This window comes from Xylophilus sp. (assembly GCA_009914555.1).
Lineage (GTDB): Bacteria > Pseudomonadota > Gammaproteobacteria > Burkholderiales > Burkholderiaceae_C > WNDY01.
In genome coordinates, this window is sequence record WNDY01000081.1 from 1 (window position 1) to 14,383 (window position 14,383).

Consider the following 14,383-nt stretch of genomic DNA (forward strand, 5'->3'; position numbering starts at 1 on the left):
CAGCTATCGTACAATAGTAGCCGTTTAAATCCTTGATCTCATCATCGGTAAACTGATTGCGGTTCAGTTCACGAAAAATGGTCGAGCGATGCCTTCCAAGCTTCTCAGCAATAACGTCGACGGAAAGATTTGCAGTGCGCCAGCGGGCTATTCTGCGACGTTCATCCAAATCAATATGCGAATAGGTACGGTCCATGACAGGTTCCTTGCATTGGATAACTCATTGTTATCATTTGCAAGTCGCACTTCAAACTAGAACCCACCCAGTGACACCGAGTGGGGCAACGCGCAAATATGCGAACGCACTGAAGGTTGCAACGAGCAGTCCTGTTATAATGGGTGGCCAGCGCTTTACAAAAATGGCTTCCGCGTTGCAGATAATCGCTTCGCTACCACGATTGCTGCCGTCATTTTTTGAGCGCTTAAGAATAAATACTGCGATAGCAGCCAAGACAACCAAAGCAATAATCGTCGTAAAAGCATAGCCAAAAACGCCGGGCAACCAGATCGATGGGTCACTATAGACTGACAATGTATAGAGGCTGTTCCACGTCAGAAAGCCAATCAAAAAACCAATGCCCGCGCCGATAAGTGCTGCGATAGAACCGAAAGCGCCCTCGCCAAGTCGATAGAAATGAGCCGATAGGCATGATCCTGATATAGCCATGCCGAGCCCGAAAACCAGTGAAGCAAAGACAAGCACGACCCCGACAGGTCCGATATGCGCACCGGGCGGCAAACGGTCTGGCTGTGGCACGGGAACCCACGCTCCCAAGACGATCTGATAGAGAACGATCCCGCCAGCCAGTGCTATGATGATAGACAAAATGCCTGCGGATCGCGGTACTCTACAAAATCGCGCAAATTACATAGAAAGCAGAAACGTCCTCTTTGCAGTACAATTCCAAATGCGCATCCAGCCAACAAAGAAAATGACAGCGCTCTGCCGGGCGCATCGCTTGCCAGAAAAATACTCCAAAGAACCAGTGCTGCAAGGATACAAACTGCGCTCATTCGGGAGAGTGCTAGGCGCATGCGAAAACCAATCAGTTAATAAGCCTAATGGACGAAGCTCTAAAACTTCGTTCATTGCTAAGCATTAATATCTGTTGAACCGTGATTACTTGCCGGTCCAGACAGTGCCCGCGAGATTGGTAACCAGCACGCCTACAGCATTCCCATATTCGGTCCACGAGCCATCATAGTTGCGGACATCGTAACCGAGGATTTTTTTAAGCGCGAACCATGTATGGCTCGAACGTTCTCCAATGCGGTAATAGGTAATAACGGGCTTTGAACCATCAATGCCCTGTTCGGCATAAATCACCTTAATCTCTTCAGGCGATTTAAAGGTACCATCTTCATTGACGATTTTACCCCAGGGGACGTTGACCGCTCCCGGAATATGTCCTGCACGAACTGAGAGTTCTTTCACGCCTTCCGGTGCAAATATCTTTCCTGAATATTCGTCAGCCGAGCGAATATCGACAAGCTTGGCATCACCTTAGCCTTCGGCAACCGAAACCACGTCTACAAAACGCGCTCGGACAGAATTATCGCGTTCCGGAAGTTCAATAGCTGAATCCGCATAATCGGGCGCTATCGTATCCAGCGGCAGGCCTTTTGCCTCCCAAAGTTTGCGTCCGCCATCAAGCAATTTCACCTGATCACCAAGGCCGTAAACTTCAAATATCCATGCACCCCAAGCCGCGAACCAGTTATTGTTGTCGCCATAAAGAACAATGGTTGTATCCTTATTGACGCCTGCTTCACGAAGGAGTTTTTCAAAAGATTCACGTGTGGTGATATCGCGCTTTTCCGGATCGACAAGGTCGGTGTGCCAGTTCAGATGAGCTGCACCAGGGATATTTCCGCGCTCATAGACACCTGTATCAACGCTCACCTCAAAAACACGAACATTCGGATTTTTGAGATTATCCTGCAACCAATCGGCTTTAACCAGTGCATCAGATGCCGATGCGGAACCAGCAAAGGTAATTGCAACAACGGCACCCCATAATAGCGACTTTAAATTCACCACCAGAAATATCTCCAATATTGACAATTCCCGGAGATAATTTTAATTACATTAAAAATGATATTAAGGCATATTGTTCCATTATAAATAATTTCGAAAAATATTAATTTCTATTCATAAGCCTATTTTTAAATTAGATTTTAATACACATAAAATTCACTTGTCATTTGAAACGCGTATGTATGTTCCACCTATACTGAAGATATTCTCAGGCCGGCCCGAACACATTAGTAGCCTCTATGCAGTTTTGTGTTGCAAATCTTGGTGGTAAGTCGCAAGTTAAGTCACTTCAGGATTCAAAACCGTCAGTAGTTACGCGTTATTCCACTTTGCACGTTTTGTATTATAATATGGTTGTCTGAACCGCATATGATGGAAATAATTTCTCGAGAAATGGCATAAATCACCGCCTCGTGACTTTGCGCGAGATGCGCGAACCTGTCAATTTTATCACCTTCGACTATCAATCCAGCAATTGCCCGAAACCAAAACCCTGTTCAACTGTAAAGAGACCTGTGATGGTCCATGACTTTATCGATCAAATTCGCCGCCGTCGAAGCCAGTATAATATTGGTCGGAACCTAGAGTTGTCTCAGACCGACATAACAGGCATAATTCAGGAGGCTGCGCGCCATGCACCTAGCACCTTTAATTCTCAAAGCTCGCGAATTGTTATTCTTTATGGCTCCGAAAGCGTTCAGTTCTGGGAGCTTGTGAAGGCAGCGTTGCGTCCTCTCGTACCTCAAGATGCTTTTGAATCAACTGAAGCGAAACTCAAGAAATTTGCATCAGGAGCAGGGACGGTTCTTTTTTATGAAGATCAGCAGGTTGTTCGTGATCTGCAGGAAACCTATAAGCTCTATGCGGAAAAATTTCCTGAATTTTCTGAGCAATCATCAGGCATGGCGCAATTCTCAGTCTGGACTGCTTTAGCGAACGTAGGTGTTGGTGCGAGCCTGCAACATTATAATCCGGTGATCGACACTGCGGTTGCAGAGCAATGGGATATTCCACAAAATTGGAAGCTGCGCGCCCAATTGCCGTTCGGCTCTAATGAGAGTGAACCGGGCGAAAAGAGCTTTATTGACGATGCGTTGCGCTTCAAAATCGCAGGCAATATCTGATCAATTTTGTCCTACTCATTAGGGCGGTGACTCCGCCCTGATTTGCTGTTTCCGACGCTACATTCCTATTTTGGTTGGCGTTGTTGGTTTGCTATAACGTTTGCCAGCGCTTTTAGAAATTCAAGGTGATGAACATGACGACAGTGAAGCTCTGGAACGACGGGGATGCGGAGAAATCACCACGCGTTAAAGCCGTATTCGATGATATAAAGGCCGTGCGGGGATCGGACTTTATAAATAATTTCTGGCGAGGACTGGCGAACGATCCTCGCACCCTCGAACGGACGTGGCAAAGTCTGAAAGAGGTGATGGTAGAGCCGTCGGCACTCGATACGCTTACAAAAGAGCTGATCTATATTGCTGTGTCGGTTGCCAGTGGTTGCAATTATTGGATTCATTCTCACACGGCCGCCGCCCGCGCTAAGGGCATGACGGATGCCCAGTATGGCGATCTTCTTGCTGTTATTGGGATGGCATCAGAGACCAATCGGATTCTCACTGCTTTGTCTATTCCTGTTGATCCTGAGTTTGATGTGACCAGCTGAGGCAAATAAGCTCTGCATTGGTTCTTTGGCAGTAGACATGGTTTAAGACCTGTTTCCCGTAGGGTGCCATTTGGCGAAAAATTTTTCTCATTTTGACTTTAAGATAGAAAAGGCTGCCTGCAAGCAACGACAGAGAGCGGCTATTGATGATACGGAAAGCGTTTCAATTACCGCGATTGTTGCAGCCCGATAGGGTGCCGACTAACGGCCTGAAACGACTGTTTCAGCATGTGAAAGGTTGCCTGAAGTGTCGCGGTCATCTGGCTTTTTCAACTCTGTTAGTCAGGAAAAAATTGTTCTGATCCTGGCCGTGGCATTGTTTGCAGGCTTTGCCGTGAGCCTTGATGGTTTCAGGACGCCGGGAAATCTTATCGCCATTATACGCAGCATTTCAGTGCTCGGCATTCTTGCTATAGGTATGGGGCTGGTGGTTATCGGTCGTGGTATCGATTTATCCATGGTGGCTGTGATGGTGATAGCGACGGCGCTGCAACTTGAATTGTTGCATCATGGCTGGAACTTGCTGGCGGCAAGCTCTGTTGTTTTTCTGGCCGTTGTTACTATTGGCCTGGTCAACGGTTTTCTCGTTGCCTATGCCAGTGTCCCAGCGCTTTTTGCGACGCTCGCCACGAGCGCTTTTGTTTTCGGCTTTGTTCGTTCTCAAATATTGACGCAGGATGTGATTTCTATTCCGCAGGATGCGTTGGCGCTGCTCTCTCTGGGTCAGGAGCGGCTGGTGGGGCTTCCGCTGGATGTGCTGCTTTTTCTTGGAATGCTGGTCATAGGCTGGCTGTTTCTTCGATATACGAAGCCCGGACGGTTTCTTTATCTGATGGGCGATAATTATCAGGCGGCGCGGACCATGGGTATCGGCGTGCGTCCGCTGACGCTGCTGAAATATGTTGTCAGTGCTTTACTGGCGTGGGTTGCAGGCGTCGCTACGGCTGTCAGCCTGCAAAGCATGAACACCCGCATTGTGAATTCAACGCTGCTCTATGATGTCATTCTGGTGGTGGTGATTGGCGGCATAGGGCTTTCCGGCGGAAAAGGCGGGATGCGCAATGTTCTGGTTGGGGCTTTGCTAATCGGCATTTTGCTCAACGGCATGACCATTCTCGACTTGCCCAATATCTATCAAAACTTGATCAAAGCAACAATTTTGCTGGCTGCAATCATTCTTGATGGGCGTCTAAATCCACGCGACGAACAGACCAGTCAGCAGGGCGATATCTGACATTTGTAACTAAGGGCGCGCTTGGCGGTCCACCGAAAAGAGGGTTGGAAAATGAAGTTATGGAAGCGTGGTTTGCTCGCCGCTCTGTCCGCGACTATGGTGTTTGCTGTAGGCGCTTTTACGAGCTCGGCGCAGGATGCAGGGAATCCCGGACCTGCTGCTTATGAGAATGCGCTTAAAGGCAAGCGCGTTGTGCTCGTGCCAATGACAATGGGCTTCGATCTTGCTCAGGGCTGGAACCATTTTATTGGTGAAGAGGTCAAGGCTTTCGGTGGCATATGGGAAACACGCGATCCGAACTGGAGCGTGGATGCCGGTGCGCAGGCAATCACCGATCTGATTTCTTCTGCGAACAAGCCTGATGTGCTGATTGTACAATCTCCGGATATCAATTCCTATAGCCGCCTTTATAAGCGGGCACAGGATGCCGGCATTTTTGTTATCCAGCTCGATAACCCATCCAATTTTGCGTCTGACGTTTTCGCCGGTTCGGACTGGAAGAAGCTTGGAGAGCTCGAAACAGAAGCGGTTATCAAAGGATGTGGACCGAATACCAGCAAGAAGATCGGCGTGATACAGGGCGATCAGGTTAATGCATCAAGCCTGGATCAATGGGCTGGTGTGCAGGCTGTTCTTGAGAAGAACCCAGAATTCAAGGTCGTTGGTCAGCCGGATTCCAACTGGGATCCGACAACCGCGCGTAATACAGCCACAACACTGCTACAGCAAAATCCTGATGTTTGCGGCATTATCGATTTCTGGGACGCAACCGCGCAGGGAACCGCTGCGGCCATTCGTGATGCAGGTCTTAAAGATAAGGTATTTCTGGTGACCACCGGTGGTGGCGAACAGATCGACTGCAATCTGCTGGAAGATGGTACTTTCGGCGCTATCGTGACCAGTGAGCTGGTTCGTCAGTCGCACGACGTTGTGACTGCGATCAAGCTTCTGTTGCAGGGCGATGAAAAGCCTGGCGATAAGGCACGCTACCTTTACACGCTCGAACGCGCGCGTACGAAAGCTGATCTGACACCCGGCGTCTGCTGGAGCCAGAAAGCAATAGAAGCAGCGAAGACTTAGAGCTACTACTTGGGACAGCATGGCCTCCTTTAGAGCGCTGTGCTGTCCCATTTTTGCTTATGCTTCCCCGCTCTAGCAGCGGCGGGGACTGGATAACAGGCCTTGCCTTTCGGAAGCCGGAAACATCGAATGAAAATGAGAGAAGCGCTAGCGCGGTTTCGATATAACAGAATCCCGGATCATCTCGCTGGGGAAATTCTTGTTAAAAACTGGGCTGATAATCTGGTTCCGTTTGTCTTTCTTATCGCCGTCATCGGCATTTTCGGTGTGCTTGTTCCGGGCTTTTTTACCGCAGGCAGTCTCCTTGATACATCCCGGCAGCTGGGTGAGTTTCTAATCGTTGTAATCGGGCTTACGGTGGTTATCATCGGTGGCGGAATTGATCTGTCAGTTGGTTCCATTTTTGCCCTCGCAGCCTTTGCCACACTCTCCGTTATTTATATCGGGGAAGGACCTGGCTGGCTGGCTTTTATTGCTGCGGTCGGTGTGGGAGCATTGTTTGGCGCATTCAATGGCTTTCTCATTGGCTATCTGCGTCTGCGCGCATTTCTCACAACACTTGTTACGCTCATTATCGGTCGTTCGATCTATGATATCCTGATCATTCACTACGGCAAACAAATCCAAAGTTCTGCCGTCTATTCTGATAGCTTTGTCTGGATGGGTATGGGTACCTTATGGGGCCTGCCTGTGAGTGCTCTGATTGCCGTGCTATTCACGGCGCTCGCACATCTGATTATCACACGTTCGCGCATTGGCTGGCATATCAGTGCCGTTGGTGGTGCTCGTCGTTCCGCATTCAATATCGGCATTCCGGTGCGGCGAACTGTCTTCCTGACTTATGTTGTATGCGGGGCTGCGTGTGGCATAGCGGGCTATCTTTTTGCTGCACGTTTGTCCGGGGTTGGGCCGGGGACCGGTCTTGGGCTGGAATTACTGGCTTTGACCGCTGCCGTTGTTGGGGGAAACAGTCTTGGCGGCGGGCGTGGTTCTATTGCCAAGGGCTTTATGGGTGCTGTCGCCGTCCTGCTTATCAATAACGGATTGATCCGTATGGGCGCGGGAACGGGCACCAATCAGATGATCCTTGGATTGTTACTGGCAATCGCAATCGTGTTTGATGTTCGTTGGCTAAAAAACCGACATAAGGTCGTGTCTGAGGTTTATGTGGCACCCGTGCATCACCGAATGCAGACTGCTTTGTCGGCGGTTCCCGGGTCAGGCACACCTTACGCGCTCAACAATTCACTGGCGAATGCTGAAGCTATCGGTATTGGTGAGGTCGAAGGTCCGGAAGATGTGGTTCTGGATCGCGACGATAACTTATATGCGGGCACCCGGCATGGCGAAATCGTGCGCTATTTCGCTCCGGATTATAAACGCTCGGAAATATTTGCGCATATTGGCGGCTTCCCGCTGGGGCTTGCGATCGACCGTGACGGATCAATCAAATCCTGCGTAGGCGCGATGGGCCTGTACTCTGTTGCACAGAATGGCACGGTCAGAGAATTATCTACGGAGACAAGCCGTTCCCTTTTTTCTGTCATCGACGATGCGCGATTGCGTGATCCTAATGATTGCGACATCGACCGTCATGGTCGGGTCTGGTTTACGGATTCAACAACACGTTATGATGCGCATGACTGGGCTTTGGACTCAATTGAGAGCCGCCCCACCGGACGTTTGTTGGTGTATGATCCAAAAACTGGCAAAACACGGACGGTCCTTAAAAATCTCCGCTATGCCAATGGCGTTTGCATAGCCCATGACGGCCAGTCGTTGCTATTGGCAGAGTCGTGGGCCTGCTCCGTTCACCGCTATTGGATCGAGGGTCCAAAGGCTAGCACACTTGAAACCGTTATCCGCGACATGCCGGGTTATCCTGATAATATCAACCGTGCTTCCGATGGCACTTACTGGATGGCGTGGCTGGGGATGCGTACACCAAGTTTCGATCTTGCGTTACGAAATCCCGGTATGCGCAAACGCATGACCCGGCGTCTTCCGCAGGATGAGTGGCTGTTTCCCAATATTAACACGGGCGGCGTCGTGAAATTTGATGAATCCGGCACCATCGTTGCAACCTTGGGCGATCTTGGTGGCGCAAGTCACCCTATGGTGACGTCCATGCGCGAGCACAAAGGCTTTCTCTATATTGGCGGTATCCTCAATAACCGGATTGGCCGTATCCGAATTGACGGAGCTGATCCTGACTGGACGGGCTGGAATTCCTATTGGGGAGAGGCAAAATGAGTTTCATTGACCGCCTTCTTGATCCGTTCCGGGGCAAGGCCATTACGATCCCACCCTATGATGGTGCCTACAAACCAAATACTGCGCTGGATGATGCCCCGGTCCTTCATTCGCATGAAGCGCCAGATAATCTCGTTCATTGGTCGGGCAAGCCTGTTTTTTCGTCCGGTGCTTCGGTGTTCAAAATCACTGGCGCGACAACGGAGAAGATCGCCAACTACGATGCCGATATTTCCGCGCTGGCGGTGCTTTCCGATGACGCTCTGATTGTTGCGCTCGATAACGGAAAACTGCTTGTCCACGGTGGCACACATGACGGTAAGGCCTTCGACCGTCTTGGTCCCCACGTCCTTCATTGTCCAACGGCTGTATCAGTAATCGACGCAACGACCATCGTTGTGACAGTGGGCTCTGCCACATATGCGCCGTCTGACTGGGTTGTCGCACTCATGAACAAACAGGCGACCGGGTCTGTGTGGAGGCTTGATATTGTTTCCGGAAAAGCAACTCTTCTGGCAGAGAGGCTTGCATGGCCATCGGCTGTTCAGGTTGACCGTGATGGCTCGATTTACGTTAGTGAGGCTTTTGCACACCGCATTATTCGCATAGATGCCACAAAGGGTATAATGCCGGTTCTGACCAGAATTCCGGGTTATCCGGGCAGACTGTCCCCTGCGCGCAATGGCGGTTTCTGGCTGTCAGTTTTCGCACCCCGAAATCGACTGATCGAGTTTGTCTTACAGGAGAAGGCTTTCCGTCGCGATATGCTCGCAACGATTGACCGCGAATACTGGATTGCGCCTGCACTGTCTTCCGGCTCTGACTTTCTTGCGCCATTGCAGTGCGGATCCGTGCGTACGATGGGAGTTCACAAACCCTGGGCGCCTTCGCGTTCATACGGCCTGGCGGTGCGGCTCGATAGTCAATGCCTGCCGGAGGAAAGTTTCCATAGCCGCTCTGATGGTAACCGTCACGGATTAACGTCGATACTGGATACAGGCTCGTCGGTGCTTGCAACGGTCAAAGGAGCTGATCTGATTGTCGAGCTTGGTAAAGGCGATGGGCAATGACAGTTCTACTGGAAACCAAAGCGATTACGAAGTCTTATCACGGGAATATCGCCGTTAATGCGGTTGATTTCGACCTGGACCAGGGTGAGGTGCACGCACTATTGGGTGAAAATGGAGCGGGAAAATCAACGCTCAGCAAATTGCTTGCCGGTGTTGTGGAACCGAGTTCTGGTAAGCTTATTCTGAACGGAAACGAAATCAGGTTTTCTGGTCCTGCAGATGCCTTGCAACATGGTATCGCTATGGTCTTTCAGGAAACGAGCCTTGTGCCCTCGATGACTGTCGCTCAAAATCTCTATCTTGGCGATGAGAAAGCATTCAACCGCTTGCGCGGCATTACCATTGCGGCACAACAATTTCTGCAATCGCTGAATTTTACTGTAGATCCCACAGCCAATGTTTCGACGCTTGGTGCTGCAAAACGCCAGATGGTGGAGACCGCGCGCGCAGTGCGGCTAAACGCGAAAATCATTATTTTTGATGAACCAACGGCTACTCTGACACCTGAAGAACGCAAGCATTTCTTCGCACTTGTCAGGCGGTTGAAAAAACGCGGCGTAACCATCGTTTTCATCAGTCATGCTCTCGAAGAAGCTCTGCTTATATCAGACCGCATCACCATCATGCGTGACGGTGAAAAGGTGATGACAGAAAAAACGGCTCATCTGGATCAGGCGAAGATCGTTCAGGCGATGATCGGCCGTGCTTCTGTCGATGGTTCCCAGCCCCGCAGAGCTATTCGTTCTGCTGGTCCACGCATCCTTTCTGTCGAAGATGTGTCTATGGGAGCGATGGTGCGCAATACATCGTTCTCAGTTTTCGAGGGGCAGGCGACTGGTATTTTTGGGCTTGTTGGTTCTGGCAGAACAGAGACGGCGAAGATCATCGCCGGAGTTTTCAAACGCAATTTTCTGCGTGGCGGAACTATTGAATATCGTGGACAGCCCGTGCGCTACACAACGCCGCGCGAGGCCGTGCGGGACGGGATTGTTTATGTCACCGAAGACCGTAAAGTTGACGGTTTCTTTGAGACTATGTCTATCGCTGAAAACCTTTATGCCGGACTTCTGGCTGCTGGTTTGGAGCGGCTGCCTGTTGTCAGCTATAAGGAAATGAGGGCACTCGCCGACGCATGGAGAAGTAAGCTCGCCATCAGAAGTATTGATTCAAAGGCACAGGTTATTGAACTTTCAGGCGGCAATCAGCAAAAGGTTGTCATCAGCAAGGCGCTTGTGCAGAAGCCCAAACTCATTATTTTCGATGAGCCGACGCGAGGCGTTGATGTGGGCGCGATTGCTGAAATTCACAGCCTGATTGAAGGTCTAGCAGATCAGGGACTGGCTGTTATCGTTATCTCCTCGTATCTTCCTGAAATTCTGGCTCTTTCAGATCGAATTCTGGTCTGCCGCCAGGGACGCATCGTTGAGGAATTCTCACCGCTGACGGTCACTGAGAAAGACATCATGTATGCTGCTGTGCACTGATTAGCTATCTCGGCAGATAGGGTATTCTCTATTCAATGAATATGGTGGTGCCCTCTATTGGCGAATAATTATATTTGGGGCTTATCCGTTCAGTAATGCGTTTTCTATGATGCGAATAGAGATGACCTTGGGGCATCTTTGAGATTTTCGCAGTAGTTTAGATAGGTAATTTTAAGAAGAATATTTTTATCGTACCAAAAATTTTAGTTAATTGATGCGTGCGTCAAGTCCCTTTCATGTGAAAAACTCTAACTAGTTTTTCATTGGTGAGAGGGTCTCCAATTGCAATCAAATATACTAAGCCTCGTAGCAGCGACATTGATTATTGCTTCCTCGACGCAATTAAGTAATGCTGAGACATTGCGTTGGACCAGAGCGGCTGATGCACTCACGCTTGACCCTCATGCGCAGAATGATGGTGTAACGCACGCAATTCTCAATCACATTTACGAAAGCCTTGTATGGCGTGATGCCGAGGGAAAGCTAGTGCCACGTCTGGCGACTGAGTGGAGTTTAAAAGAGGGGGATCCGACCACCTGGGTCTTTAAACTGCGCAAGGATGTCAAATTCCACGACGGTGCGGATTTTACTGCCGACGATGTTGTTTTTACGCTTGATCGGGCGCGTTCAGATAAATCCAATCTCCGTCAGCTTCATGCTGATGTGGAAAAGGTGACGGCTGTTGATGACAACACGGTCGAGGTAAAGCTGCGTGCACCCAATGCGATTTATCCCAACAATCTGACCGGAACTTACATTTTGGATAAAGAATGGGCGGAAAAACATGACGTCAAAGACGTTCAGGATATTGCGGCAGGCAAGGATAATTACGCTGTACGAAACACCAACGGCACAGGTCCATATACACTGAAATCCCGCGAAGTCGGGGTTCGCACTGTGCTTGATGCAAATCCGGCATATTGGGCGGAGAAGAAGCCTGAAATAACAGAAATTGTCTACACACCGATTGCCGATAATGCGACACGCGTTGCAGCGCTTCTTTCAGGCGAGGTGGATTTTCTGCATGAAGTGCCCGTCCAGGATATCGAACGGCTGAGAAATACGCCGGGTATTTAAGTCTCTGTTGGCCCTGAAAACCGTTCCATTTTCCTTGGCTATCGGGTTGACGATGCACCGCTGGCGTCGTCTGACATCAAGGATAAAAATCCGCTTAGTGATGTGAGGGTGCGCGAAGCTTTTGATCTCGCAATAGACCGCGATGCAATTAAGACGGTTGTTCTTCGTGGTAATTCTGTGCCAACCGGTATCATCGTTCCGCCATTTGTTCATGGCTGGACGCAGGAACTCGACGCCTATTCAAAGCCCGATGTTGAGAAAGCAAAAGCGCTTTTGAGTGAGGCGGGGTATCCGCAGGGCTTTACGATTACTCTCGACACCCCGAACAATCGCTATGTCAATGATGAAGCAATCGCGCAGGCAGTTGTCGGGTTTCTTGGACGCATAGGCGTAAAGGTAAATCTGGCATCGCGTCCCTATGCACAACATTCCCCGTTAATTGTTGATCAGAAGACAGATTTCTATCTTTTCGGTTGGGGTGTGCCAACATTCGACAGCGCTTATAACTTTAACGATCTGGTGCACACAAAACAGGGCCGTTATGGGGCCTATAATGCAACTGGTTACTCGAATGCAGAGGTTGATCAGAAAATCGAGTCACTAGGCGCTGAAATAGATCCAGCCAAGCGTGATGCAACCATCGACGAATTATGGAATCTGGTGAAATCGGAGCATCTATACCTGCCACTTCACAATCAGGTGGGAGCGTGGGCCGTGCGTGACAAGTTTAACCTTGAACATCAGCCGGATAATTCGCCCAAGATCGGACAGGCAACGATCAATAAGTAGTACGCATTTGCAGCTAACGCCCTCGCATGCGGGGGCGGAGCATTATGATGAATATTTGCGACGCGGTGGCGGTAGAATTCAGGCTAAATATATGACCAGTTTCATCATCAGGCGTATTTTTCAATCTGCAGGTGTCATGCTGACCGTGGCCTTGATCGCATTCACCGTCATTCGCTTTGTGGGCGATCCGCTGGAATCCATTGCCAGTCAGGAAACACGTCTGGAAGAACGACAGGAGCTGAAAGAACGTCTTGGATTGAACAAGCCGGTTTATCTGCAATTCTTGTCGTTCATACAGCGTGGTCTGGTGGGTGACTTTGGCCTTTCATACAAACAGCAGGAACCCGTCAGCCGGATGATTATAGAGAAACTGCCCGCGACGATTGAACTGGCAATTACCTCGTCACTCATCGCGCTTATCGGGGGTGGCATTTTGGGTGTCTATGCTGCATTACGCCCCAAAACGCGTCTGACTGCTTTCATCATGTGACATCGTCGTTGATCGGCGTATCACTGCCAACATTCCTGATCGGGGTGGGGCTGATCTACTTGTTTTCTGTCGAGCTGGGCTGGTTGCCATCTTTTGGGCGAGGGCAGGTTATTGAGCTCGGTAACTGGTGGACGACGGGCTTTCTGACGACATCAGGGCTGCGTTCATTGATACTGCCTGCAATAACCTTGTCCCTGTTTCAGACAACGCTTTTAATGCGGCTTATCCGGTCGGAAATGCTCGATGTTTTGCGGCAGGATTATATTCGCTTTGCAAAAGCGCGCGGTCTTTCCAGCCGCAGTATCTATTTCGGACACGCGTTGAAAAATACCCTTGTCCCGGTGATTACGGTGGTCGGATTGCAACTGGGATCAGTCATCGCCTTTGCTATTGTGACAGAGACGGTCTTTCAATGGCCGGGCGTGGGTTCACTCTTTATCAACTCCGTACAGGCCGTCGATGTGCCGGTTATGGTCGCATATCTGGTCTTTATCTCTTTGCTTTTTGTGAGCATCAATCTCGTGGTTGATATTCTTTATTTTGCTGTCGATCCCCGTCTTCGTTTCGACCGTATCAAGACGGGAGCGTAACGTGACTGATACGCCTTTTTCTTTAGCAGGCTGTTGAAAAAGGCCTGGCGTGAAGACTTTGGTCGTGATTCATTGGCTTTGTGGAGATTGGGAGTTGATGGATGCGTGGCGGCGATGTGAGGACAGGTCAACTCTTCAGTTATGTCGATCTGGAGGATCGTGTTCGTCGTGATCATCCGCTGCGGGCAATCCGGCAGATCGTGAACGACGCGCTCGTTTTGCTGGAACGGGAGTTCGCAGCGCTCTATTCGCCGATCGGGCGGCCATCGATCGCGCTTGAAAAGCTTCTGCGCGCCATGCTTCTGCAAGCCTTCTATTCAATCCGCTCTGAGCGACTTTTGATGGAGCGGTTGGAATACGACCTTCTATTCCGCTGGTTCGTCGACATTGGCATTGACGATCCAGCTTGGGACCATTCGGTGTTTTCGAAGAACCGCGACCGGCTGCTGGAAGGCGACATCGCCGCGAAGTTCCTGGGTGCGATCCTTTCGCAGCCCAAGGTAAAGCGGCTGCTGTCAACGGACCACTTCTCTGTCGATGGCACGCTGATCGAAGCCTGGGCGTCGATCAAGAGCTTCAAGCCGAAGAACGGCTCGGGCGAATCACCAT

The 14,383-nt window shown here is 50.1% G+C and carries 10 protein-coding genes and 3 pseudogenes; 10 read left to right on the top strand and 3 right to left on the bottom strand.

From position 1 onward, the window contains the following. The 3 genes and pseudogenes from GAK38_RS21565 to GAK38_RS21575 form a co-directional block, all read right to left on the bottom strand. A partial coding sequence (locus GAK38_RS21565) for a helix-turn-helix domain-containing protein (RefSeq protein ID WP_325346986.1) occupies positions 1-196 on the bottom strand: 196 nt, incomplete at its 3' end. Positions 197-247: 51 nt separating this feature from the next. Next, positions 248-826 carry a YeeE/YedE thiosulfate transporter family protein gene (locus GAK38_RS21570; RefSeq protein ID WP_325346987.1) on the bottom strand — a complete coding sequence of 193 codons (579 nt, stop codon included), beginning with the start codon at positions 824-826 and terminating at the stop codon, positions 248-250. Positions 827-1,120: 294 nt separating this feature from the next. Continuing rightward, positions 1,121-2,041: pseudogene (locus GAK38_RS21575) on the bottom strand (sulfurtransferase). A 515-nt stretch (positions 2,042-2,556) separates the two neighbouring features. On the opposite strand from GAK38_RS21575, the gene GAK38_RS21580 reads away from it, so the two are divergent. The 10 genes and pseudogenes from GAK38_RS21580 to GAK38_RS21625 form a co-directional block, all read left to right on the top strand. Beyond that, complete coding sequence (locus GAK38_RS21580; RefSeq protein WP_325346988.1) at positions 2,557-3,162, top strand: nitroreductase family protein; 606 nt, start codon at positions 2,557-2,559, stop codon at positions 3,160-3,162. A gap of 134 nt (positions 3,163-3,296) precedes the next feature. Then, positions 3,297-3,707, top strand: coding sequence for a carboxymuconolactone decarboxylase family protein (locus GAK38_RS21585; RefSeq protein WP_325346989.1), 411 nt, complete (start codon positions 3,297-3,299; stop codon positions 3,705-3,707). A 247-nt stretch (positions 3,708-3,954) separates the two neighbouring features. Beyond that, positions 3,955-4,941, top strand: a complete 987-nt coding sequence (locus GAK38_RS21590; RefSeq protein ID WP_325346995.1) for an ABC transporter permease — start codon at positions 3,955-3,957, stop codon at positions 4,939-4,941. Positions 4,942-4,992: 51 nt separating this feature from the next. Then, positions 4,993-6,021, top strand: coding sequence for a sugar ABC transporter substrate-binding protein (locus GAK38_RS21595; RefSeq protein ID WP_325346990.1), 1,029 nt, complete (start codon positions 4,993-4,995; stop codon positions 6,019-6,021). Positions 6,022-6,150: 129 nt separating this feature from the next. After that, entirely contained in the window at positions 6,151-8,274 is a 2,124-nt protein-coding gene (locus GAK38_RS21600) for an ABC transporter permease (RefSeq protein WP_325346991.1), read from the top strand. After that, complete coding sequence (locus GAK38_RS21605) at positions 8,271-9,344, top strand: strictosidine synthase (protein ID WP_325346992.1); 1,074 nt, start codon at positions 8,271-8,273, stop codon at positions 9,342-9,344. The genes GAK38_RS21600 and GAK38_RS21605 overlap by 4 nt, the downstream gene beginning before the upstream one ends. Further along, positions 9,341-10,828 (top strand): sugar ABC transporter ATP-binding protein, encoded by a 1,488-nt coding sequence (locus GAK38_RS21610; protein WP_325346993.1) that lies wholly within the window; start codon positions 9,341-9,343, stop codon positions 10,826-10,828. The genes GAK38_RS21605 and GAK38_RS21610 overlap by 4 nt, the downstream gene beginning before the upstream one ends. Before the next feature lie 486 nt (positions 10,829-11,314). After that, positions 11,315-12,694: pseudogene (locus GAK38_RS21615) on the top strand (ABC transporter substrate-binding protein). A 91-nt stretch (positions 12,695-12,785) separates the two neighbouring features. Continuing rightward, positions 12,786-13,774 (top strand): annotated as a pseudogene (locus GAK38_RS21620) (ABC transporter permease). Positions 13,775-13,875: 101 nt separating this feature from the next. Continuing rightward, positions 13,876-14,383 (top strand): transposase (locus GAK38_RS21625; RefSeq protein ID WP_325346994.1); only part of this gene is annotated, 508 nt, incomplete at its 3' end.

What these genes read in the sequence shown, in the direction of transcription:
- GAK38_RS21585 (WP_325346989.1), top strand. Translation starts at nt 3,297, where the DNA reads ATGACGACAGTGAAGCTCTGGAACGACGGGGATGCGGAGAAATCACCA.
- GAK38_RS21600 (WP_325346991.1), top strand. Translation starts at nt 6,151, where the DNA reads ATGAAAATGAGAGAAGCGCTAGCGCGGTTTCGATATAACAGAATCCCG.
- GAK38_RS21580 (WP_325346988.1), top strand. Translation starts at nt 2,557, where the DNA reads ATGGTCCATGACTTTATCGATCAAATTCGCCGCCGTCGAAGCCAGTAT.
- GAK38_RS21610 (WP_325346993.1), top strand. Translation starts at nt 9,341, where the DNA reads ATGACAGTTCTACTGGAAACCAAAGCGATTACGAAGTCTTATCACGGG.
- GAK38_RS21595 (WP_325346990.1), top strand. Translation starts at nt 4,993, where the DNA reads ATGAAGTTATGGAAGCGTGGTTTGCTCGCCGCTCTGTCCGCGACTATG.
- GAK38_RS21605 (WP_325346992.1), top strand. Translation starts at nt 8,271, where the DNA reads ATGAGTTTCATTGACCGCCTTCTTGATCCGTTCCGGGGCAAGGCCATT.